Source organism: Microbacterium sp. AZCO, from assembly GCF_039614715.1.
GTDB lineage: Bacteria > Actinomycetota > Actinomycetes > Actinomycetales > Microbacteriaceae > Microbacterium.
This window is the reverse complement of record NZ_CP154857.1, coordinates 2,453,220-2,474,538: the sequence shown is the minus strand read 5'-3', so window position 1 is coordinate 2,474,538 and position 21,319 is coordinate 2,453,220. Positions and strand designations below refer to the sequence as shown.

General features: G+C 69.2%; 22 protein-coding genes. 14 read left to right on the top strand and 8 right to left on the bottom strand.

The window, feature by feature from the left end; all coding sequences use genetic code 11:
- Window positions 1–605: 605 nt before the first annotated feature.
- From AAIB33_RS11585 to AAIB33_RS11575, 3 genes are read right to left on the bottom strand one after another with little or no spacing between them, the layout of a single operon-like run.
- Window positions 606–1,799 (bottom strand): epoxide hydrolase family protein, encoded by a 1,194-nt coding sequence (locus AAIB33_RS11585; protein ID WP_345800113.1) that lies wholly within the window; start codon window positions 1,797–1,799, stop codon window positions 606–608.
- 4 nt (window positions 1,800–1,803) lie between these two features.
- Window positions 1,804–2,118 (bottom strand): nuclear transport factor 2 family protein, encoded by a 315-nt coding sequence (locus AAIB33_RS11580; RefSeq protein ID WP_345800112.1) that lies wholly within the window; start codon window positions 2,116–2,118, stop codon window positions 1,804–1,806.
- Window positions 2,115–2,246, bottom strand: coding sequence for a hypothetical protein (locus AAIB33_RS11575; protein ID WP_345800111.1), 132 nt, complete (start codon window positions 2,244–2,246; stop codon window positions 2,115–2,117). The genes AAIB33_RS11580 and AAIB33_RS11575 overlap by 4 nt, the downstream gene beginning before the upstream one ends.
- 41 nt (window positions 2,247–2,287) lie before the next feature.
- On the opposite strand from AAIB33_RS11575, the gene AAIB33_RS11570 reads away from it, so the two are divergent.
- The 3 genes from AAIB33_RS11570 (at window position 2,288) to AAIB33_RS11560 (ending at window position 5,107) form a co-directional block, all read left to right on the top strand.
- A complete protein-coding gene (locus tag AAIB33_RS11570) occupies window positions 2,288–2,791 on the top strand; it encodes a MarR family transcriptional regulator (RefSeq protein WP_345800110.1) in 504 nt (167 codons plus the stop codon).
- A 453-nt stretch (window positions 2,792–3,244) separates the two neighbouring features.
- Complete coding sequence (locus AAIB33_RS11565; RefSeq protein ID WP_345800109.1) at window positions 3,245–3,724, top strand: DUF4383 domain-containing protein; 480 nt, start codon at window positions 3,245–3,247, stop codon at window positions 3,722–3,724.
- Window positions 3,725–4,087: 363 nt separating this feature from the next.
- The gene (locus tag AAIB33_RS11560; RefSeq protein ID WP_345800108.1) at window positions 4,088–5,107 is read left to right on the top strand and encodes a LacI family DNA-binding transcriptional regulator; all 1,020 of its coding nucleotides are present in this window, start codon (window positions 4,088–4,090) and stop codon (window positions 5,105–5,107) included.
- Between the two features lie 134 nt (window positions 5,108–5,241).
- On the opposite strand, the gene AAIB33_RS11555 is transcribed toward AAIB33_RS11560, so the two are convergent.
- Window positions 5,242–6,381: an endo-1,4-beta-xylanase gene (locus AAIB33_RS11555; RefSeq protein WP_345800107.1), complete on the bottom strand. Its 1,140-nt coding sequence runs from the start codon at window positions 6,379–6,381 to the stop codon at window positions 5,242–5,244.
- Between the two features lie 165 nt (window positions 6,382–6,546).
- Between AAIB33_RS11555 and AAIB33_RS11550 the strand changes: the two genes are divergently transcribed.
- The 4 genes from AAIB33_RS11550 (at window position 6,547) to AAIB33_RS11535 (ending at window position 13,266) form a co-directional block, all read left to right on the top strand.
- Window positions 6,547–7,827 carry an endo-1,4-beta-xylanase gene (locus AAIB33_RS11550; protein WP_345800106.1) on the top strand — a complete coding sequence of 427 codons (1,281 nt, stop codon included), beginning with the start codon at window positions 6,547–6,549 and terminating at the stop codon, window positions 7,825–7,827.
- Window positions 7,828–7,906: 79 nt separating this feature from the next.
- The gene (locus AAIB33_RS11545; protein ID WP_345800105.1) at window positions 7,907–8,521 is read left to right on the top strand and encodes a DUF1016 N-terminal domain-containing protein; all 615 of its coding nucleotides are present in this window, start codon (window positions 7,907–7,909) and stop codon (window positions 8,519–8,521) included.
- Window positions 8,522–8,615: 94 nt separating this feature from the next.
- Window positions 8,616–8,789, top strand: coding sequence for a hypothetical protein (locus AAIB33_RS11540; protein ID WP_345800104.1), 174 nt, complete (start codon window positions 8,616–8,618; stop codon window positions 8,787–8,789).
- 121 nt (window positions 8,790–8,910) lie between these two features.
- Complete coding sequence (locus AAIB33_RS11535; RefSeq protein ID WP_345800103.1) at window positions 8,911–13,266, top strand: family 43 glycosylhydrolase; 4,356 nt, start codon at window positions 8,911–8,913, stop codon at window positions 13,264–13,266.
- Here the strand turns inward: AAIB33_RS11535 and AAIB33_RS11530 are convergent.
- Window positions 13,251–13,916 carry a pyridoxamine 5'-phosphate oxidase family protein gene (locus tag AAIB33_RS11530; RefSeq protein WP_345800102.1) on the bottom strand — a complete coding sequence of 222 codons (666 nt, stop codon included), beginning with the start codon at window positions 13,914–13,916 and terminating at the stop codon, window positions 13,251–13,253. The genes AAIB33_RS11535 and AAIB33_RS11530 overlap by 16 nt on opposite strands.
- A gap of 326 nt (window positions 13,917–14,242) precedes the next feature.
- Here AAIB33_RS11530 and AAIB33_RS11525 point away from each other — a divergent pair, with 326 nt between their 5' ends.
- From AAIB33_RS11525 to AAIB33_RS11500, 6 genes are all read left to right on the top strand, one after another.
- Window positions 14,243–15,133, top strand: a complete 891-nt coding sequence (locus AAIB33_RS11525; RefSeq protein ID WP_345800101.1) for a hypothetical protein — start codon at window positions 14,243–14,245, stop codon at window positions 15,131–15,133.
- Between the two features lie 51 nt (window positions 15,134–15,184).
- Window positions 15,185–15,754, top strand: coding sequence for a hypothetical protein (locus AAIB33_RS11520; RefSeq protein WP_345800100.1), 570 nt, complete (start codon window positions 15,185–15,187; stop codon window positions 15,752–15,754).
- Entirely contained in the window at window positions 15,751–16,548 is a 798-nt protein-coding gene (locus tag AAIB33_RS11515) for a sulfite exporter TauE/SafE family protein (protein ID WP_345800099.1), read from the top strand. The genes AAIB33_RS11520 and AAIB33_RS11515 overlap by 4 nt, the downstream gene beginning before the upstream one ends.
- Window positions 16,549–16,698: 150 nt before the next feature.
- Window positions 16,699–17,148, top strand: a complete 450-nt coding sequence (locus AAIB33_RS11510; RefSeq protein WP_345800098.1) for a MaoC family dehydratase N-terminal domain-containing protein — start codon at window positions 16,699–16,701, stop codon at window positions 17,146–17,148.
- Window positions 17,145–17,567 carry a MaoC/PaaZ C-terminal domain-containing protein gene (locus AAIB33_RS11505; protein ID WP_345800097.1) on the top strand — a complete coding sequence of 141 codons (423 nt, stop codon included), beginning with the start codon at window positions 17,145–17,147 and terminating at the stop codon, window positions 17,565–17,567. The genes AAIB33_RS11510 and AAIB33_RS11505 overlap by 4 nt, the downstream gene beginning before the upstream one ends.
- Before the next feature lie 4 nt (window positions 17,568–17,571).
- Window positions 17,572–18,708, top strand: a complete 1,137-nt coding sequence (locus AAIB33_RS11500) for a UDP-N-acetylmuramate dehydrogenase (protein WP_345800096.1) — start codon at window positions 17,572–17,574, stop codon at window positions 18,706–18,708.
- Window positions 18,709–18,832: 124 nt separating this feature from the next.
- Here the strand turns inward: AAIB33_RS11500 and AAIB33_RS11495 are convergent, their stop codons facing one another.
- Both AAIB33_RS11495 and AAIB33_RS11490 read right to left on the bottom strand, forming a co-directional pair.
- On the bottom strand, window positions 18,833–19,237 hold the full coding sequence (locus tag AAIB33_RS11495; protein WP_345800095.1) for a glucose-6-phosphate dehydrogenase: 405 nt from the start codon (window positions 19,235–19,237) through the stop codon (window positions 18,833–18,835).
- 2 nt (window positions 19,238–19,239) lie between these two features.
- Window positions 19,240–20,439, bottom strand: coding sequence for a pyridoxal phosphate-dependent aminotransferase (locus tag AAIB33_RS11490; protein ID WP_345800094.1), 1,200 nt, complete (start codon window positions 20,437–20,439; stop codon window positions 19,240–19,242).
- A gap of 106 nt (window positions 20,440–20,545) precedes the next feature.
- Between AAIB33_RS11490 and AAIB33_RS11485 the strand changes: the two genes are divergently transcribed.
- Window positions 20,546–20,875, top strand: coding sequence for a hypothetical protein (locus AAIB33_RS11485; RefSeq protein WP_345800093.1), 330 nt, complete (start codon window positions 20,546–20,548; stop codon window positions 20,873–20,875).
- 9 nt (window positions 20,876–20,884) lie between these two features.
- Here the strand turns inward: AAIB33_RS11485 and AAIB33_RS11480 are convergent, their stop codons facing one another.
- A complete protein-coding gene (locus AAIB33_RS11480; RefSeq protein ID WP_345800092.1) occupies window positions 20,885–21,220 on the bottom strand; it encodes a YciI family protein in 336 nt (111 codons plus the stop codon).
- Window positions 21,221–21,319: the final 99 nt, after the last annotated feature.

Genomic DNA, 21,319 nt, shown 5'->3' with positions numbered 1-21,319 from the left:
AAGACAGGAGAATCGCCGCGGTCCTCCGCGACCAGGTTCGCTGTCGCAGCCGTGCGCCGTGCGAGGAGGGCCTGCTGCGCTCAGGGGTGGGCGACAGCAGTCGTCGGCCGGATCCCTCCAGATAGCGCGCGGCATGGACTCTGACGAGCGCAGGCTCCAGGCTGATGAGCTCGGTGCGGGAGTCCGCGAAGCGGACGATGGATTCTCCCGGGGGGGCGAAGGTAGGGACCCCTGGTGTCGATCGCGTGCGCGCCGTACTCCAGTGAGACCTTCCCGCCGAGCCGACGAGCCACTGCGAACTCCTCCGGGTAGGAGCCCACGCTTCGCAGGGAGCCCGCCACGCTTATGCGCGAGTAGGTGATGAAGCCCCGCTGCTCGCGGGAATGGAAGAACCGGAACGGGCGCCCGTCCGAGCTCGGTGCGAGCCCGAGCCCCGGGAAGCTGTGGCTGAGGGCTTCGGCCGTGACGTCCCTGTCTGACGTGTCGATGATCATGGGCACCAACAATCCTGCGCTGTGCGCTCAGCCTACGTCCGAACCCGTGACCCCGACAGATCACCGCCCGCGGGAGCAGCGCGCGCAGCTCCCGCGTCGATCGCGTCGTGCTCACCCCCACGGGCGGAAGAAGGCGCGCAGCTCGTGCACATACGAGTCGGGGGTCTCGCGTGGAGCGAAGTGGCCTCCATGGGTCGGGTGGCTCACGTAGGTCACGTCGGCGACGCGGTGAAGCCATTCCGGTGGAGGCGGGAGGATGTCGGCGGGGAAGAGGGAGAAGCCGGATGGCACTTCCACGCGTCGCGCGTGTTCCTCCGGCGGAATGGCGGCGTTCGCCCGATACATCCGGATGCCGGGTGTGACGCTGTTCCTCATCCACGTGGTGGTGACCAGATCGAGGATCGCGTTCATGGAGAAGGGCGGGATGCTGCTGTGCGACCCATCGCTCCACGCGTGGAGCTTCTCCACGACCCATGCCGCCAACCCGACGGGGGAGTCGGAGAGTGCCGCGCCGATCGTGACGGGTTTGGTGCGGTGCATGGCCGCATATGCGCCCTCGCGAGCGCTCCACGCGGCGGCATCCCGCATCCATTTCCTCTCGTTGTCGGAGAGGGCACCGGGATCGCCGGAATAGACCGGAAGCCCCGCGTCCATCCGATGCACGGCGATCACCTCACCGGGGTGGTTGAGCGCGAGGTAACGGCTCACCGCGCTTCCGATATCTCCTCCCGCGACCAGATAGCGGGTGTATCCGAGGCGCTGCATGAGCGCGGCCCAGAGTTCGGCGACCTCGATCGAGTTCAGCGCCGGCCCCGCGAGTGTCGAATACCCGAACCCGGGCATCTCCGGGACGATCACGTCGAAGCCACCCGTCGGTGTGTCACTCTCGGCGCCAGGATTCGTCAGTCGATCGATGACCTCCAGGTATCGCCACGACGAGTCCGGCCACCCGTGACACAGCAGCAGCGGGAGTGCGGGGCGACCCGTGCTCACGGCGGCCTTCGCATGGATGAACCGGATCCGCGCACTGACCTCGTGACCTGAGGGGATGCCGGTCCGCAACGCGGCGACATCGAACCAGGGATGCTTCGCGACGTCCGCTTCCCGCGCCGCCCAGTCGAAGCGCTCGCTCCAGTGGTGGGCGAGGTCCCGGAGATAGCGCGGGTCGGATCCTTCCGACCATCCGGGAACGTCCTCGATGTCGGGCCACTGCGTGCGCCGCACGCGTTCGCGCAGGCCTCGGATCGCCTCCGGCGAAGTCATCGGCGTCCACGGCTGGGGCTCGCCGAGTTCCCACGCGGGCATACCGTCACGACACCGGGGCTGTGGCGAACGGCTCGTAGCAGTCGAACGTCTCGTGCCGGATGATCGCGCCGTGGGCGACGCTGAGTATCGCGGCGACATGGGCGAGCAGTTCCTGGCCTTCGCGGAAGGGTCCTGCCGACGCCCCGACCACACCTCTCCAGGTGGCCCGCACGGCGGCGCGGTCGCCGTCGACGATCACATCGTGAACGGCGAAATCCTGCTCGCGCAACAGCGCCTTTCCGCGCCGGAATCCCTCGAGAGTCTGTGCCAGGTCGCGCTCGGCGCCGGCAGGGATGAGCGCATTCGGATGCTCGATCACCTGACATCCGGGTCGAGAAGGCCGGTGAGGTCCGCCTCGGTGGAGGTGAGATCCGAGACGAGCGCGTAGTAGCGACGTACGAGCTGCTCGACCGCGGTCGGGTGGAGCGTGTTCTCTGGCAGGTTCATGCCGCGAGTATTACACAACTGTGGTTGTGTAATCTAGCTCCATGACCAGCGCACCGAAGTCCGTCGAAATCACGCCGACGTCAGCGGAGGACCTGGACACCGCGACGCTGCTCTCCCTCGCCGGAGGGCTTGCCGATCGCGATGTCCTTCAGGCCATGCGAGCGCGGGGGTATAGCGTGACGCGTGCGCACGGCTTCATCTTCCAGCGACTGCTGACCGGTGAGCAGACCATCACGGCACTCGCCGCAGACCTGCGCATCACGCAGCAGGGCGCATCCAAGCATGTGCAAGAGCTCGAACGGATCGGGCTGGTCGTGCGGAGGGCAGACCCCCGGGACAAGCGAGCCCGCATCGTCGAGTTGACCGAGGAAGGGCGTGTCGCGATCGGCCTCGCCCGCGAAGCGCGTGCGGCCTTCGAGACACGACTGCGGAGCCTCATCGGCGAGCGCGATCTCGCCATCACCCGTCGTGCCATCGGCAGGATGCTCGACGATGCCGGCGTCACCCAGCACATCGCGGATCGAAGCATCCCCTGGCAGGAGTGATCGTCCTCATGCCGGCGTGCCGGCGAGGCGAGCCACCGGCTAGGCCGATCCTCCTCTGCCAGTCAAGCCCCGAGACCTGTCCCGCGATGCGCTTCACCGTGGCTGGACACGCTGCCATGGATGCGAGGAGGGGCGCATGCCGACCGGGACAGGATCCAGCCGAGCGGGCGGCGCGGAGCTGCTCGGGGTGGGGGACGGTGAGTGGGTCGCGTGCGATGCGACCCTGCCGGAGAACGACCCTCGTCGAGTGCTCGCCCATCTGGACTGCAAGAACGGACGGGTCGAAGTGCTCTGGGTGCGCGACCAGTGGCCGGAATCGTCGTTCGGCACCTTGCGGGAGGCCCTCGACGCGGTGGCCTGCGCGAGCGGCCTCAGGGCGAGGATGTCAAGCCCCTCATCGGCGGGTGAAACGCGAACCTAGCGTGACGCATCCCGAACCGAGAAGGAGTCATCATGGTCGACGGCACGCACGATGGGCGCACCGCGCGCTACGCCGGGACGGCGGTCCAGAAGACGGCCCTCATCGTGGGGATCGTCTTCCTGATCGTCGGCATCGCCGGTTTCATCCCTGGCCTCACGAACCCGATGGATCACCTCGAGGGCGCCGGCGCGCACTCCGATGCGCTGCTGCTCGGACTGTTCCAGGTGTCGGTGCTCCACAACATCGTGCACCTGCTGTTCGGTGCCGTGGGATTGGCCGTCGCGACCCGGGCGAAGGCATCGCGCAACTTCCTCATCTGGGGCGGCGTCGTGTACATCGCGCTCTGGGTGTACGGGCTGTTCGTTCTCCAAGCGCCCGAGGCCAACATCGTGCCCGTGAACGCGGCCGACAACACCCTGCATCTGATTCTCGGAGTCGGCATGATCGCGCTCGGCATCTTCGTCGGCCGGGATCGCAGTGCACGCACCGCCGGGGGGCGAACGACGGCATAACCCGTCGGTTGCCGGGTGACTGCCGACGCCCGACGCCCGACGCCCGACGCCCGACGCCCGACGCCCACGTCTTCGTCCACCGGTGCGCCTCCGTCACGCGGCGAGGTCGCTGAGCCACGCGTGGTCGACCGCACTCCCCGTCGAATTGTGCGCAAATTCACGCGCAGGAGGTGCATCGGGGCGCAAGATCGAGTCGTCGCTTCAAGGGATCGGCCACACGATCGTGTCCGATCGCCACCCGATCGCGCGTGCGCGAGGAAGAGCAGCCGACGATGACGACTCCTGAGCTCCCATCGCGCGATGTCGAGGCCTTCCATCGACTCGCCTCAGGGTTCTGAGCAGAGCCCGGATGGCAGCACGCTCATGACCGACAACCTCGCCGACGGGCGCAAGCGGCCGAGCATCTACGATGTGGCGGCGTTGGCCGGCGTGTCCCACATGACCGTCTCACGTGTGCTCAACGGAGCGCCGAGTATCCGGCCAGACACTCGCGAGCGGGTTCAAGCCGCGATCGAGGAGATCCGGTATCGCCCCAGCGGGCCGGCGCGCACACTCGCGACCAGGCGCACCATGCGCATCGGCGCTCTCGTCCATTCGCCCAGCGAGTACGGCCCCAAGAGCACGGTGCTCAGCCTGGAACGCGCCGCGCGGGGTGCCGGATATGCGATCGCCGCCTTCTCGCACTCCGGTGCACCGGGCGAGGTGGAGGAGGGCATCTCGCAGCTCGACGAGCAGGGCGTCGACGGCCTGTGTGTCATCGGACCCCCCGCCGAATCGCCCGCGACGCTGGGCGAGGTGGCGGAGCGGATACCCGTGGTCGTCGTGGGCAGCGGCGGTTCTGACCGCCTCATCCATGTCGACGCCGATCAAGCCGGGGGAGCGAAGCTCGCCGTCGAACACCTCCTCGCCCTCGGCCACCGCTCGATCCTCCATCTGGCCGGTCCGCTGGATGGTGCCGTCGGCGCTGCGCGCGAAGCGGCGGCGCGCCGGGCCGTCGAGGACGCGGGGGCGAGCCTGCGCACCGTGCTCGGCGACTGGTCGTCGGCCAGCGGCTTCGAGGTCGGCGCCGATCGCGCCCGCGTGGGTGACGCGACGGCGATCTTCGCCGGCAACGACGAGATGGCGCTCGGGGTCATCCACGGCCTGTCGACGCGCGGCCTCGAGGTTCCCCGGGACGTCAGCGTGGTCGGCTTCGACGACATGCCCGGCAGCGCGCACTTCATGCCTCCCCTCACCACCGTTCGCCAGGACTTCGAGCGGATCGGCGAAGCAGTACTCGGACAGATCCTCCTCGCCCTCGATGATCGGCCCGCGCGCTCGATCTCGCTGCCGACCGAGCTGATCGTCCGGGCCTCGACGTCTCGAGTCGCACCACCGGTCTGAGTGCTCTCGGATCGACCGACTGTCGTCGACGAGGACGAGACCGGAGCCCCCGCAGGAGCTCCGGTCTCGACTGTTCTCATTCACCGCCCACGCTGTAGCGACCGGGTGTGCCGCGTGGAGGGCTCAGCGCGGGGTCAGGCGGCGTTCCGCAGCACCTCGCGCAGCGCGTCGTACTGCGGCTTGGGGTTGTTGTGATCGTCGAAGAGAAGGCCGGCGCCCTGGCCCGTGAAGACCCCGGGGATCCACGAGTTCGCGTCCGACACGCCCCACACGGTGTATGACGTGCACGCCTCGACGGCGAGGCAGGCCTCGAGGGTCTGTGCCCACCAGTCGACCTGCTGGGCGCCTTCGGCCGGATCGGCGGGGGTGTTCGTGTACGTGCCGTTGTTCTTCTTGGTGACGAAGGTGCGGATGTCCACTTCCGTCAACGCCACCTGCAGGCCGAGGTCCGCGAAGCGCTGCAGGTTGTTCTGCAGGTCGGGGTAGCCGTACTGGGTGTCGAGGTGCCCCTGGAAGCCCACGCCGTCGATCGGGACGCCGGCTGCGAGAAGCTTCTGGACGAAGGCGTACGCGGCGTTGCTCTTCGGCCCCGTGAACTCCAGGTTGTAGTCGTTGTAGAACAGCAGAGCGTGGGGGTCCGCCTCGTGCGCCCAGCGGAAGACATCTCCGATGTACTGCTCAGCCGACAGGCCCAGCGCCGCGTAGGCCTGGGAGAAGATCGTCTGCCGGAAAGTGCCGTCGTCCGCGAAGATCTCGTTGACGACGTCCCACTGCTGGATCCGACCGGCGAAGTGCGACGCGACGGTCTTGACGTGGTCCTCAAGGATCGAGCGCAGCTCCGCCGGGCTGAAATTCCCACTCGTGAGCCAGGTGGGCAGCTGGTTGTGCCATACCAGCGTGTGCCCGCGCACGACCTGGCCGTTCGCCTGCGCATTCGCGATGAGCGCCTCTGCCGGCGCCCAGTTGTACACGCCTCGCGTCGGTTCGACCGTCTCCCACTTCATGACGTTCTCCGGCGTCACGCTGGAGAACTGGGTGTTGACGATGTTGCGGTACTTGCCGTTGGTCGCGAGCAGATCCGTGTTGACGGCCACTCCGATCTTGATGCCCGCTTCGTCGGCCAGGGCACGCAGCGAGTTCTCGCCGATCACGGCGGAATGGTCGGATGCGTTGGGGTTCGCCGGCGGCGCCGGCGCGGCGAAGGCGGCGGTCGGCAAGACCGCGACGGATGCCAGCGCGATGACGCCGGCGATGAGGGGACGAGATGCCCGCATAGATGCTCCTTTGCACGGGGCGAGGGGGATGTGACACAGCCGGGCAGGTCGTTGCTCCTGCCCGCTGACCTATCGTAGGTAATATGTCGTGCTCGTCAACAAATTCGAAAACTTTCGATGATGCATCCGTCGGAGATAGTCCGGGATGCTCGCAAGGAGTGATCCATGTCGCCCCGTTCGCCTGACAACCGATTCGAGGTCGTCGATCTTCGGGTCACCGGAGCCGATGGCCAGCCCCTCGCGTACGAGCCGATCACCGTCGAGCAGGAGAGCCACGCCTTCGGCTTCGGCAATATCGGCTTCGATTTCCTTGGCCTCCTCGGGGGCGGGGCCGGCGAAGCCGGAGACCCCGCCGCGCCCGTCTCCGGCGGAGCAGATCTCGGCGTGGCCCGGTCGATCCTGCCCAGCTGGCTGGAGCTCTTCAACACCGTCACCCTGCCGTTCTACTGGCGCGGCTATGAGCCGTCTCCGGGCGTCACGGATCGGCAGCGGCTGAAGGCGACGGCCCAGTACTTCGTCGATCACGGTGTGACGGTGAAGGGCCACCCGCTCGTCTGGCACACGCTTGCCCCGCAGTGGCTGATGCCTCTCGATCCCGACGAGGTGGAGCGCGTCGTGCGGGAGCGGATCACCCGGGAGGTCACGGACTTCGCGGGGCTGATCGATCTGTGGGATGCGATCAACGAGGCGGTGATCCTCCCCGTCTTCACCGCCGAGGAGAATGCCATCACCCGCTTGGCCGACGTGCGCGGGCGCGTCGCGATGGTCAGACTGGCCTTCGAGACCGCACGGGCGGCGAATCCTCGGGCGCGCCTCGTGCTGAACGACTTCGACCTGTCGCCGGCGTACGAGGCCCTCATCGAGGAGTGTCTCGCCGCCGGCATCCCGATCGACGCGATCGGACTGCAGACCCACATGCATCAGGGATTCCGCGGTGAGGAGTACCTCTCGGAGAAGATCGAGCGCTTCGCGAGGTTCGGGCTTCCCCTCCAGATGACCGAGACGACGCTCGTGTCGGGCGACATCATGCCGCCGCACATCGAGGATCTCAACGATTACGTCGTCGACTCGTGGCCCAGCACCGACGAGGGCGAAGCGCGGCAGGCCGAAGAGATCGTCCGCCACTATCGCACCGTCCTCGCGCACACGGCGGTGGAATCGCTCACCTACTGGGGACTGACGGATGCCGGTGCATGGCTGGGCGCGCCCTCGGGTCTGCTGCGCGCCGACGGATCGCCGAAGCCGAGCTTCGAGGCTCTGCACCGCCTCATTCGCGGCGAGTGGTGGCATCCCGCTCGCAGTCTGCGCACCGATGCCGACGGCAACGTCCGCGTGCGCGGCTTCGCGGGGCGGTACTCGGCACGCACGTCATCCGGCGCGGGCACCTTCGAGGTTCCGCGGGGCGGCGGCCCAGTGCAGGTGGTCCTCTCCGGCCCGCCGGTGTGACACGGTGACGGCGCAGACGCATCCTCCGACATCAAGCAAGCCCCTGGACCGAGGCGCGCGGGATGGGGATGCTGGTGCCGTGACAGAGAACGACCCCGCCGACTACGCCGAGACGCTCGATGCCCTCGAACGCCGCGTGCGCGAGTCGCGCTTCACGCTGCAGCGGCGAGCCAACGCCGAGCTCGTCGCGCTGTACTGGCGCATCGGCCGCACGATCCTCGACCTGGAGGAGACGGGCGAAGATAAGAGCGGCGGCGTCACTCGCTTCGCCGCGGATCTGCAGCACCGGTTCCCGTCGATGCGGGGCTTCGCGCCTTCCGACGTGCAGTCCATGCGGGTGTTCGCCGCCGAATGGCCCGAGCGGAGCGGAATCGTCCAGCAGCCTGTCGGACAGCTGCCGTGGGCCTACATCGTCGAGCTCCTCGACACGCTCGACGACCAGGTCCTTCGCGACTGGTACGCCGGGAAGACCATCGAGCACACCTGGAGCCGCGCCGACCTCGTGCACCACATCGCGACGAGGCTTCATGAGCGCGACGAGGCAGCGCCGAGCAGCTTCGCGGCGGCGCTCAGCAGAGTCGACTCCGACCTCGCCCGGGAGATCACCGAGGATCCCCAGACGAAGGACTTCCTCGACATGGATGCGGAAGCACTCGCCGGGCTCCGGACCGCGGCGAACGCGGACCAGGCGTGACGCCTGATCCGTGGTGATGGCGTTCCGCGCTCGACGTCGGGACCGCCGACTCGAGCGCCGGGTTACGGTGGAGGACACGTCGAAAGGGGCATCCATGTCAGCTGGTCAGACCGGGCACTCGGCACACGATCATGTCCCGGCGCCGGGGGAGCCGACCGTTCCCGAGCTCGAAGAGGACGAGAACGTCGCTCCGCGTCCCGAGGAGGAGATCGCCGACGTGCTGCGCGCCGAACCCGATGTCGCCGATCACAGCGGTCATCGCGGCTGATCCGCCCGCGCCGCGCTGAGGCGATGATCGACTCTGATCGCTTCATTGCACTGCGCTCTTTGTGAGCGATAACATCACGAACGGACCGCTCGTCGAGGATGCGGCCTGAAGAGGATGTGCAATGAAGCAGAGTGTCGTCAGCCGGTTCGTCGCCGGCGTGTCGGTCCTCGCGGTAGGGCTCACGGGAGCCCTCGTCGCGACGCAGCCGGCCGTTGCGGCGGACCCGCACCTGGTCGCCTACTACCCCCTGAACGAGACCTCCGGCACGGTCGCGACGGATGCCTCCGGTGCCGGTCGCAACGCCGCCTACGTCGGCGGGCCGACGCTGACGGGAGGTGAGGGAGCGCGACTGGACGGGGCGGACGACCACGTCAAGCTGCCGAACAACCTGCTGGCCGGCCTGACGTCGGTCACGGTGAGCGCGGAGGTGCTGGTGCGCGCGGCGCAGGGCACGCCGTACTTCATCTACGGCTTCGGCAACACCGACAGCGCGGGGGTCGGCAACGGCTATCTCTACTCGACGGGCAACTCGTACAAGACCTCGATCGCGACCGGCAACTGGACGACCGAGCAGACGGTCAACAGCGGCGCGAATCTCGCGCGCGACGTGTGGAAGACGATCACCTACACGCTCGACGACGCGTCCGACACCGCCCGCGTGTACCTCGATGGCGTGCAGGTCGGCCAGCAGACCGGCGTGACGATCACGCCGGGTGCGATCGGCGGCGGCGTGACCACCGCCAACTACCTCGGACGCTCGGTGTACACCGCTGACAAGTACCTCGCCGGAAGTCTCCGCGAAGTGCGCATCTACGACTCCGCTCTCACGGCGACCGAGGTGGCCGCACTCGCGCCCACCGATGCGACGAAGCTGCAGCGGGATGCGGCATCCCTCTCCCTCGGCGACCTCAGCGCCGTGACCGCCAACCTCACCCTGCCGACGACGGCCGCGAACGGATCGAGCGTCTCCTGGGCCTCGAGCAGCGCGGCCGTCATCTCGGCGACCGGGGTCGTGACGCGTCCGGCGGCCGGCCAGCCGGCGGCGAGCGTGACCCTCACGGCCACCCTCACGAAGGGCAGCGCGACCCAGACCAAGCAGTTCGCGGCGACCGTGCTGCCGCAGCCGGGCGATCAGGCCCTCGCGCAGGCGGACCTCGACGCGATCAGCATCCCGAACGCGGGCGATGTCCGCGGCAACATCACGCTGCCGTCGACCGGCGCGAAGAACGGCAGCGCCATCACGTGGACGGCCAGCCCGGCCGGCGTCATCACGACGACCGCCCAGGGCGGCAAGGCCGCAGGCGTCGTGACGCGCGGGGCCAGCGACACGGTCGTGACCCTCACCGCATCCGTCGCGTCGCAGGGCGTGCAGCGGGCGATCCCCGTGACGGTGAAGGCCGCCCCGGTCGGACTCGATAAGAACTACACCGCCGGCTATCTGTGGACGCACTTCGCCGCTCAGGGCGGCTACGAGAAGATCTTCTACGGCTACAGCCAGGACGGTCTGCACTGGTCGAAGCTCAACAAGAACGCGCCCATCCTGCAGAACCTCGCCGGTGACCTGGGTGTGCGCGACCCGCACCTCGTCCGCTCGCCCGAGGGCGACAAGTACTGGATCATCGGGACCGACCTCCACGCCGAGGGCGGCGGGGCCGGCGGCTCCGGCTGGGACCAGCTCAACGCGAGCCAGAACATCGTCGTGTGGGAGTCCACCGACCTCGTGCACTGGGGCAACCAGCGCATCGTGTTCGCGGGCTTCGATCAGGCGGGCTGCGTGTGGGCGCCCGAGGCGATCTACAACGAGGCGACCGGCGAGTACTACGTCTACTGGTCGGCCCGTGACAAGACCGACAACGGCACGAACGACTGGGCTCTGCGCGTCTACCTGACCAAGACCCGCGACTTCACGACGTTCACGAAGCCCGAGATCTGGCAGTCGCTCAACGCCAAGGGCGACGGACTCACCGGGCCCAACATCATCGACACGACGATCGCGAAGGAAGGCGACACCTACTACCGCTTCGCGACGTCGGACTGGAACACCGTCGTCGACACGGCCAAGAGCCTCGACGGCCCGTGGACCACGGTCATCGCCCGCGGAGAGGCGGCCGCGCACGGCCTGCGCGCATCGATGGAGGGTCTCACGGTCTACCAGCTGCCCAGCGGTAAGTGGTCGGTCATGGGTGACCAGAGCGGCTACTACGCGCACACGGCGGACACACTGTCGAGCCTGCAGTTCACGCAGCTGAGCGCGGGGTCGGGTGCGAACCAGTACTCGTTCGACCAGCCCTTCCGCCATGGGTCCGTGCTGCGGCTCTCGGCGGCCGAGCAGCAGACCCTGCTCGCGGCGTACGGCGACCAGCCGGTCGACCCGACCGACCCGGAGGAGCCGCAGGAGGGTCCGATCGCGCAGTACACGTTCGACGATGGGACGCTGAACGACTCGGTCGGCACGGCGAACCTCACAAAGAGCGGCACGGCGGCGGTCGCGACCGACGCGGTGAAGGGCAAGGCGCTCAAGCTCGACGGCTCCGCGAACGGCTTCGCGGCCTTCCCGACCGGGTTCTTCGACGGCCGCAACACCGTCACGGTGTCGATGGACGTCAAGTCCGAGAAGACGAGCGGGAACTTCTTCACCTTCGCCCTCGGCGCCGACACGGACAAGTACTACTTCCTCCGGGTGCGCGGCGGTGACGTGCGGAGCGCGATCACGCAGACCTCGTGGCAGAACGAGTCAGCGGTGACCGGCACCGTGACCTCGGGTCAGTGGCACCACATCGATGTCGTCTTTGAGAACAACAAGATGACCGTGTACTCCGACGGCATCAAGCTCGGCGCCAATGAGGCGCTCAGTGCCAAGATCGGCGACCTCGGGCCGAACCTGGCGGCGTACCTCGGGAAGTCGTTCTACTCGGCGGACGGGTACTTCCAGGGCTGGTTCGACAACGTCAAGGTCTTCAACCGGGCGCTGTCGGCCACGGAGGTGCTCTCGAACGCGGGCGTCACGGACCAGCTGCTGGACGTCTCCCTTCAGAACGCGGATGCGCTCAAGCTCGCGCCCATCGTGGATGCGACCGCGCACTCGGTCGTGCTCCCCGTGAAGAAGGGGACGGATGTCTCGGCTCTGGCCCCGACGTTCTCCACGGTCCCCGGCGCCACCGTGTCGCCGGCATCCGGCACCACGGTTAACCTCACCCAGCCCGTGACGTACACGCTCACGAAGCCGGACGGGTCGACGGTGGCCTGGAAGTTCGAGGCGCGCGTCGTCAACAGCCCCGTGCTGCCCGGGTTCTACGCCGACCCGAACATCGCGGTCTTCGGCGACACGTACTACATCTACGCGACGACCGACGGCCTCCCGGGCTGGGGCGGCAACCAGTTCTTCGTGTGGAAGTCGAAGAACCTCGTCGACTGGACGCGTTCCGAGCAGCCGTTCCTGACGCTCGACGGCGCGAACGGCAACGTGCCGTGGGCGACCGGCAACGCGTGGGCACCCACGATCATCGAGCGCGGCGGGAAGTACTACTTCTACTTCTCGGGCCACAACCCGACGTACAACCGCAAGACGATCGGCGTCGCCGTGGCTGACAGCCCGGAGGGACCGTTCATCGCCCAGCCGACGGCGATGATCCTCAACAACGAGGCGGTCACGTCGGGACAGGCGATCGACCCCGCGGCGTTCCACGATCCGGTGACGGACAAGTGGTATCTCGCCTGGGGCAACGGCTCGCCGGTGATCGCGGAGCTGAACGACGACATGGTGTCGATCAAGGCGGGCACCTATCAGCGCATTACGGGACTCACGGACTTCCGTGAGGGCATCTTCCTCAACTACCGCCAGGGTGTCTACCACCTGACCTACTCGATCGACGACACCGGTTCGGAGAACTACCGCATCGGCTACGCGACCGCGACGAGCATCAACGGACCGTGGACCTACCGGGGAGTCATCCTGCAGAAGGATCTGTCGCTCGGCATCAAGGCCACGGGGCACAGCTCGATCATCAACGTGCCGGGGACCGACGACTGGTACATCGCGTACCACCGGTTCGGGATGCCGGGCGGCGACGGGACCCACCGCGAGACCACGATCGACAAGCTCGAGTTCGGGACCGACGGCCTTATCAAGACGGTGAAGCCGACGCTCGAGAGCGTGGCTCCGCAGACGATCACGCTCCCCCCAACGGGACCGGTCGTGCAGGTCACGACGCTCCTCCGCTGCGTCGCGGGCAAGGTCTACCTCGGGACGACCGTCAAGAACAGCGACGTCATCCCGGTGTCGCTCGAGGTCAAGACCCCGTACGGCACGTCGACGCTCGCGGGCCTGGCCCCCGGCAAGTCGACGACGGTGAGCTCCGCGGCGAAGGTCGTGAGCGTCGCCGGGGGCACGATGGAGGTGTCCGCCACGGCCACGCGGGACGGGAAGCCCGTCTCGTCCGTGACGAACGGCAGCTTCGGGGCCTACAGCTGCGGCTGATCCGGCGCGCCTGATCCGAGCGGGGTCTCACGGTCTTCGGATCGTGAGGCCCCGCTCGATTGTGCGCTGTCCGCCGTCGGCCGGCGGTGCGGGATTGGCTCCGGCCGCTGCGAACGCGACCGTGCATCCGCCTCCGGCCCGGCCGAGGCTCCGGCATCCCCTTCGAAGGCCTGCAGCGGATCGGCATGACGCCGGACGGCGGCGAAGCGACGGCCCGTGATGGCATGGACACCGATCCGGACCACGAAGTGCTTGACGGTCGGGCTCAGCGAGGCGAGACGCTGCACGCCACTGTCGCGGATCAGCGCATCGCTCGTCACCCGCTCGGCGGCGCCCTTCGCCACGACGCTCCAGTAGCGGCCGTCGGTCTCTCCATCGATCTCGAAGGCGACGCTGGGATGGTGCGCGATATGCAGGAGCTTGCTGTCGCGGGCCGTCCGGAAGAAGAGCGATCCCTCGTGTGCGGTGTAGTTGACCGGGAACAGCTCGGGCGTCCCATCCCCACCGACCACCGCGAGCCGACCAAGGTCGCAGCCCTCGAGGAGCGACCAGCACTCCGCTGCCGTCAGGTGCTCGACTGCGCCGGCGCGGTCGGGGGAGCGGGATGCTGCCCGCTCTTCGCTCCCCACCTGCTGCCCTTCCGCCGTCATCTCCCCGTCATACCTCCGCCCCGCTCCCTGCCTCAAGGGATCTGCCGGTGGCTGGGAGGATTGACGGCCCCCTCGGGACCGCGTTCCCGGCGGTCTCCCGAGGGGACCTGAACCCGCCGACGCGGTGAGAACGCCCGCTGGGGTGCCAGGCCCGCCGGACTGGGGGTTCCGGCGGCAGACGCGGCAACGGGTCTGCCTCCACGATAGGCACGGTGCGTCCCGCGGTCCCCTCGAATCGTCAGGACTTAGCAAACCTGTAACACGATGTCGCCGCGCGGCGACGTCGGCGCTCGCCGCTAGCGTGGACGGCAGAAGAGCAGAGGGGGATGGATGCCGTGACCGCCGTTCCGGTCGAGACCTCGCTCATGCGCACCTACCGCTACGTGCGCCTCGGCATCGCCGCCACGGTCGTCGTCATCGCGGCATCCGTCGGGTTCGCGTTCGCGGACGTCGGGCTCCTGCCCTCGATCAGCGCGTACTACTACACCCCCGCGGGCGACGCGTTCGTCGCGGCGCTCGTCGCAGCATCCTTCGGTCTCTTCGCGCTGTCGGGCCGCGGAGTCGAGCGCAATCTGCTCGACGCGGCGGCGCTGCTCGCGCCTCTCATCGCGTTCATCCCGACCCCGATGTACCCGGGCGGCATCCCAGGGGTCGAGGCGACGTGTCCGGCCGACACGCCGTGCGTGCCGCTCGAGTACCGCGCCGCGGTCGGCAACGGCGTCTCGACGTACCTCGTCGTGGGCGCGATCCTCGTCATCGCCGCGCTCATCATCCGCCGGCGTCAAGGGCTCACGTGGCGGCAGGTCGCGGCATCCATCCTGGTCTCGATCGCCGTGCTGGTCGCGGTGTTCGTCGCGTGGACGTGGGCGCGGGAGTGGATGCTCGCCGTCGGCCACTTCGCCGCCTCGGGCATCTTCTTCCTCCTCATCGCGGCCGTCGCCGTGTGGAACGCGTTCCCGCACCCCGGCGATCCGCTGTGGGTGCAGCCCTCGCGCGCGCTCGCGATCACGAACATCGTCATCGCGGCGGCCATGGTGGTCGACATCGTCGTGGTGATCGCGTTCATCGCGCGAGGAGAGATCCCGGATGCCGACGTCCCGCCGATCTTCGTGTGCGAGTTCATCGCACTCGGTCTGTTCATGCTGTTCTGGCTGCTGCAGTCCGCCCAGAAGTGGCGCGACCCGAACCCGAGCCTGATGGCGGCTGGGATGGTGTGAGCCGAGGCCCGTGACGCGGGGCGGTAACACGGCTTCGCTAGGGTTCTCCCCATGAGCTCGCCTCCCGCGGCGCCTCCTGTGGACCCGGATGGGGCCGGACCCAGGACGAAGCGCCACTGGCTCGCGTGGTCGATCCTCGGCGCCATCGCCCTTGCGCTGATCGTCCTCGCGATCCTTCTCGTGCCGCTGTGGCTCAAGGCCGCCTCCGAGGCGCGGACGCCGACGCCCGCGGCGTCCGCGGGGCTCGACGCCGACGAGCAGGCGGCCGTCGCGGCCGTCCAGCGCTACGACGACGCGTGGGCGCGGGCGAGCTGCCGCGACTACCTCGCCGCGACGACCGAGGCCTTCCGTGCGCGGCTGCTGCTGCCGGAGTGCCCCGGCTTCACCGAGGAGGCCGAATCGTTCGCCGAGGGGAGCGACGATTACCATCTTGAGGTCGACGCCGTCTCGCATGAAGGAGAGAAGATCATCGTCTCGACCACGGAAACGTACGTCTCGCTCGTCGACGACGCGGGAGCGCCGCTTGCCGCACCGGCTCCGGCGACCCGCCGCTACGACTATGTCGTGATCCCCTCGGACTCGACCTGGGTCATCGACGACGCGAACATCGTCCTGCCGTGAGCGACACGCCCGCACGGGTCCGCCGCGCCCCGTCCTTCCTCGTCGCCTGCATCGGCATCGGACTGCTCGCCGGCCTCATGTCGGGCCTCTTCGGCGTGGGCGGCGGGACGGTCATCGTGCCGCTTCTCGTGCTCCTCCTGAAGTTCGACCAGCGGCTCGCGGCCGGCACGTCACTCGCGGCGATCGTCCCGACGGCCGCCGTCGGAGTGGTGTCCTACGCCGTGCACGGATCGGTCGCCTGGATTCCCGCGCTCATCCTCGCCGCCGGCGCCGTCGTCGGTGCGCAGATCGGTACGTGGCTCCTCCCGAAGGTCTCGGTCACGGCGCTCCGGTGGGGCTTCGTCGCGTTCCTCGCCGTCGTGATCGTGAACCTCTTCATCGTCATCCCCTCGCGCGACACGGAGTTCCCCCTCACGATCCTCACGATCTCGGGGCTCGTCGTCCTCGGCGTCGTGACGGGCGTCCTCTCCGGCCTCCTCGGCGTCGGCGGGGGCATCGTCGTGGTTCCCGCGCTCATGCTGCTGTTCGGCACGAGCGACCTCGTCGCGAAGGGCACGTCGCTGCTCATGATGATCCCGACGGCCATCTCGGGCACGGTCGGCAACCTCCGTCGCGGCAACGTCGACCTCACGGCCGCCATCGCGGTCGGGCTCGCGGCCTGTACCACGACGGCGCTCGGCGCCTGGATCGCGACCCTCCTCGACCCCTTCGTCGCCAACGTCCTGTTCGCGATCTTCCTCGCGTTCATCGCGGTGCAGATGGCGGTCCGCGCCGTCCGCGGGCGCCGGGCCTGAGGCATCCATCCTCCGCTCCTTCTTCTGTCCATAGCACGTGCTCTCGCCGAGAGCCCGTGTTTCGCGCCGTGCACAGCGTGGGCGTTCGGCGAGAGCACGGGCTACGGACGCCGGGCGGGGCGGTCTCAACGCGCTCGGTAGGATGGCACGGTGCCAGTGAACCCCGAGCTCGTCGGGCGGGACTTCCCGCCGACGTCGCCCTACCTCGTCGGCCGTGAGAAGGTGCGCGAGTTCGCCCGCGCCGTCTTCGCGGACGACCCCCAGCACACCGACCCCTCAGCCGCGCAGGCGCTCGGCTACGCCGACGTCGTCGCACCGCCGACCTTCGCGATCGTCGTGACCGACGCGACGCTCCAGCAGCTGCTCGCCGAGCCCGACTCGGGCATCGTGCTGCAGAACGTGCTGCACGCCGAGCAGAGGTTCCGCTGGTCGCGCCCGATCGTGGCGGGCGACGAGCTCACCGCCAGGCTGTCGGTCACCGGCATCCGCAGCATGGGTGCGGCGGCGATGGTGACGAGCGAGTCCGAGATCACGGATGCCTCCGGAGCCCATGTCGTGACCGCGACGTCCGTGCTTCTCGTGGGGGAGGGCGACCAGTGAGCGAGACCTCTCGAGGCGCGACCATCGCCGTGGGCGACGTCGTCGCCGAGCGCACCGTGCATCTGACCCGTGAGTCGCTCGTCCGCTATGCGGGCGCCTCGGGCGACTTCAACCCCATCCACTACCGCGACGACGTCGCCGCATCCGTCGGCCTGCCGGGCGTGCTCGCCCACGGCATGCTCACCATGGGGCTCGCGGTCGAGACCGTCGTGCCGTGGCTCGGCGATGCGGGCCGCATCGTCGAGTACGGCGTCCGCTTCACGCGTCCCGTCGTCGTCGACCCCGAGTCGGGCGCCGACGTCACGGTCGTCGCGAAGGTCGGCGCCGTCGACGACGAGACCGCCCGCATCGACCTGACGGTGTCGCACGCCGACACGACGGTGCTCGGCAAGGCGCAGGTCCGCGTCCGTCTCGCCTGACCGCATGCCCCACGTCGAGCCCCTTCCGCTCGCGCAGCTCACGACGCTGCGCACCGGCGGCGTGCCTGCGCGCATGATCGACGCGCACACGACCGACCAGCTGGTCGCCGCACTCCGCGAGGTGTGGGGCGACGGCGACGAGTGGCTCGTCCTCGGCGGAGGCTCCAACCTCTTCGCGGGCGACGAGCCCTTCGACGGCACCGTCGTGCGCGTCCTCACCGACGGCATCGAGCGGATGCCGTCGCCCCGCCCTGGCTTCGCCCGTCTCCGCGTCCAGGCGGGCCACGACTGGGATGCCCTCGTGGCCTACGCCGTCGAGCAGGGGCTCGCCGGCATCGAGGCGATGTCCGGCATCCCGGGCACCGTCGGCGCGGCCCCCGTGCAGAACATCGGCGCGTACGGTCAGGAGATCGTGCAGACCCTCGTCGAGGTCGAGCTGCTCGACGCGTCGACGGGGGAGGTGTCCACGGTGTCCGCGGCCGAGCTGGGCCTCGGATTCCGCACGTCGGTGCTCAAGCACCACTACGGCTCGGCGCCGCTGCGGGCCGGGGTCATCCTGTCGGTCACGCTCGAGCTCGCGGAGATCGGTCACGCCGAGCGACCGATCGCGGGCGCCCAGCTGCGCACGGCCCTCGGCCTGGCCGAGGGGCAGCGAGTCACCGTGGCCTGGATCCGCGACCACGTGCTCGAGACGCGCCGCCGCAAGGGCATGGTGCTCGACCCCGCAGACCCCGACACGTACAGCGCGGGGTCGTTCTTCCAGAACGCCGTCGTCTCGGCGTCGTTCGCCCGGACGCTCCCTGACGAGTGCCCCCGGTGGCCCGTCGCGCCCGACCTCGACCCCGTGCTCGTCATCCCGCTGGAGTCGTTCGACGGCTATGTGCCGCCGGCCGAGACGCGTCAGCCCGACGTGAAGGTCAGCGCCGCGTGGCTCATCGAGCACGCCGGCGTCAGCAAGGGCTTCAAGCTTCCGCGCTCGCGCGCGGCGCTCTCGTCGAAGCACGCGCTCGCGCTGACGAACCGGGGAAACGCCACGGCCGAGGAGCTCGCCGAGCTGGCGCGATTCATCCAGGGCCGCGTGCAGGCCGAGTTCGGGCTCATCCTGCAGCCCGAGCCGGTGCTCGTCGGCGTCGAGCTCTGACGCGGTCACGAGATCAGGGCGAGGCGTCGGGCTCAGGGCGATTCGCGTCGCGGTGACCTGATCTCGAGGCCTTCTCCTGATCTCGCGGCGGGCGGACGCCCGAACTCGGCGGGGTCGACCGCGATCAGGCGACCTGGCGCCCGCACATTCCGCACACGCCGTTCGCGGCCACCTCGACGAAGCAGTCCGGGCACATCGCGCGCGTCACGTCGAGGTCGGGCGCGCGGCGCGCCGGAGCCGCCGTCGCGCGCGGAGCGGAGCGGGCGCGCTCCTTGCGGACGGGCGCGGGTGCCGCCGCGGGCGCGCGACGCGCGGCCGGCACATGCGTCGCGCAGTAGAACCGCACGAACCCCGCGTGGTTGTTGGGGTGCCGGTGCTTGTACGCCCACAGCTCGTCGCGCGGCCGCGGATCGACGTCGGGACCGCACCCGGCGCAGCGCGCGGGCTCACCGGGCACGACCTCGGCCAGCAGGACGGGCGACTCGAACGGGAGGGCGTCCCGCCAGTCGGCGGATTCGGTGATCCTCATCGTTACGCGAACAGCTCCTGCATGCGCTTCACGCCCTCGAGCAGCGCGTCGTCGCCGAGCGCGTAGGACAGGCGGAGGTAGCCGGACGGGCCGAACGCCTCGCCCGGGACCACGGCGACCTCCGCCTCGTCGAGGATGAGGTCGGCGAGCTCGAGAGACGTCTCGATGCGCTTGCCGCGCCACTCGCGGCCGAGCAGGCCCGTGACGTCGGGGTAGGCGTAGAAGGCGCCGAGCGGGTTGGGCACCGTGACGCCCTCGATCTTCGACAGCTCCGACACGATGAGCTTGCGGCGGCGGTCGAACGCGAGGCGGAAGTCCTCGGCCTCGGTCTGCGGGCCCGTCAGTGCCGCGAGGGCGGCGCGCTGGGCGACGTTGTTGACGTTCGAGCTGAGGTGCGACTGCAGGTTCGCGGCCAGCTTGATGGCGTCGGCGGGGCCTACCATCCAGCCCAGCCGCCAGCCCGTCATGGCGTAGGTCTTGGCGACGCCGTTGACGAGGATCGTCTGGTCCGCGGCATCCGGAACCGCCTCGACGATGGAGACGGCGCGCGTGCCCTCGTAGACGAGGTTCTGGTAGATCTCGTCCGAGATGATCCAGATGCCGTGCTCGACGGCCCACTCGCCGATCGCCTTCGTCTCGTCGGCGGTGTAGACCGAGCCCGTCGGGTTCGAGGGCGACACGAAGACGAGCGCCGTCGTCTTCGGCGTGCGAGCGGCCTCGAGCTGCTCGACCGTCACCTTGTAGTCCTGGTCGGCGCCGGCGAAGACCTCGACCGGCACGCCGTCGGCGAGGGCGATGGCCTCGGGGTACGTCGTCCAGTACGGAGCTGGGAGGAGCACCTCGTCGCCCGGGTTAACGACGGCCTGGAAGGCCTGGTACACCGCCTGCTTGCCGCCGTTCGTGACGACGACCTGCGACGCCTGCACCTCCAGGCCCGAGTCGCGCAGCGTCTTGGCGGCGATCGCCTCGCGCAGCACGGGAAGGCCGACCGCGGGCGTGTAGCGGTAGTTCGCCGGGTCGTGGAGCGCCTCGATGGCGGCGTCCACGATGAACTGCGGGGTGGCGAAATCGGGCTCGCCCGCCGCGTAGCTGATGACCGGACGACCTGCCGCCTGAAGGGCCTTGGCCTTGGCGTCGACCTTGAGGGTCGCGGACTCGGCGATGGCGGACAGCTTGCGGGAGAGTGGGGCGCGTTCGGTCACGCCTTCGAGCGTACCCGGGCGCGGGATGCCTCGCCTGAGACGTCAGCCGCCGTTACGCCGCCGGTGGTCCTGTGTTCGCCCGGGAAAGCGCGTACTCTGGGCCTCGATGGACGAGTTGCTGTGGGGAGCGGTGATCTCGTCGGTCGCGCTCGTCGCGGCCGGCGGGCTGGTGTGGTGGCTGTGGGGCTCCTGCGGCCTGGCGCTCACGGGTGCCGTCGGCACGGTCGTCGGTGGCGTGCTGTCGCTCGTCCCGCTCCTCGTCATGCCCGATCAGGACGTCGCGCTGCGCACCTCGTTCGGCATCCTGCTCATCACCGTCGTGTGGCTGCTCGCCTGGGTGCTGGCCAGCGGCATCCGCGCGCAGCGCCTCGCCCGCGAGGCCGAAGCCGAGGCCCAGGCCCTGGCCGGCGCGCGTCGCGCGGCGCCCAGAGCCTGAGCCGTCCGATCAGAGGTCGAGGGGCCAGGCGGGCCGCAGCTCGATGATGCCGTCGGTGGCCATGGGATGCCGAGAAGCGACCTCGATCGCCTCGTCGAGGTCGGCGACGTCGAGGATGTCGAAGCCCGCGATCCACTCGTGCGTCTCGGCGAACGGTCCGTCGGTGACGATGACCTTGCCGCCCCGACGGCGGATCGTCTTCGCGTCGGCGGGCGGGCGCAGGCGGTCTCCGTCCGTGGCCTTGCCGTTGCCGTAGGTCTCGCCCACCCACTCTTCGATCGTGACGGGCGGCTCGCCGTCCTTCTCCAGGCTGGGGTCGACCACCACGAGCATGAGGTACTTCATCGCTGTGTCCTTTCCGTTCGAGCGACGTTACTGCTCAGTGCGTCGAACGACGCGAGGAAAGGTCGACGAAACGCGCGAAAAGAATCTTCCCCGACGACG

Coding starts and splice junctions, on each gene's coding strand:
- AAIB33_RS11555 (WP_345800107.1), bottom strand. CDS start 6,381: ATGCGGGCATCTCGTCCCCTCATCGCCGGCGTCATCGCGCTGGCATCC.
- AAIB33_RS11480 (WP_345800092.1), bottom strand. CDS start 21,220: ATGAAGTACCTCATGCTCGTGGTGGTCGACCCCAGCCTGGAGAAGGAC.
- AAIB33_RS11520 (WP_345800100.1), top strand. CDS start 15,185: ATGAGCTCGCCTCCCGCGGCGCCTCCTGTGGACCCGGATGGGGCCGGA.
- AAIB33_RS11565 (WP_345800109.1), top strand. CDS start 3,245: ATGGTCGACGGCACGCACGATGGGCGCACCGCGCGCTACGCCGGGACG.
- AAIB33_RS11485 (WP_345800093.1), top strand. CDS start 20,546: ATGGACGAGTTGCTGTGGGGAGCGGTGATCTCGTCGGTCGCGCTCGTC.
- AAIB33_RS11560 (WP_345800108.1), top strand. CDS start 4,088: ATGACCGACAACCTCGCCGACGGGCGCAAGCGGCCGAGCATCTACGAT.
- AAIB33_RS11540 (WP_345800104.1), top strand. CDS start 8,616: ATGTCAGCTGGTCAGACCGGGCACTCGGCACACGATCATGTCCCGGCG.
- AAIB33_RS11530 (WP_345800102.1), bottom strand. CDS start 13,916: ATGACGGCGGAAGGGCAGCAGGTGGGGAGCGAAGAGCGGGCAGCATCC.
- AAIB33_RS11570 (WP_345800110.1), top strand. CDS start 2,288: ATGACCAGCGCACCGAAGTCCGTCGAAATCACGCCGACGTCAGCGGAG.
- AAIB33_RS11535 (WP_345800103.1), top strand. CDS start 8,911: ATGAAGCAGAGTGTCGTCAGCCGGTTCGTCGCCGGCGTGTCGGTCCTC.
- AAIB33_RS11525 (WP_345800101.1), top strand. CDS start 14,243: ATGGATGCCGTGACCGCCGTTCCGGTCGAGACCTCGCTCATGCGCACC.
- AAIB33_RS11500 (WP_345800096.1), top strand. CDS start 17,572: ATGCCCCACGTCGAGCCCCTTCCGCTCGCGCAGCTCACGACGCTGCGC.
- AAIB33_RS11585 (WP_345800113.1), bottom strand. CDS start 1,799: ATGCCCGCGTGGGAACTCGGCGAGCCCCAGCCGTGGACGCCGATGACT.
- AAIB33_RS11575 (WP_345800111.1), bottom strand. CDS start 2,246: ATGAACCTGCCAGAGAACACGCTCCACCCGACCGCGGTCGAGCAGCTC.
- AAIB33_RS11550 (WP_345800106.1), top strand. CDS start 6,547: ATGTCGCCCCGTTCGCCTGACAACCGATTCGAGGTCGTCGATCTTCGG.
- AAIB33_RS11495 (WP_345800095.1), bottom strand. CDS start 19,237: ATGAGGATCACCGAATCCGCCGACTGGCGGGACGCCCTCCCGTTCGAG.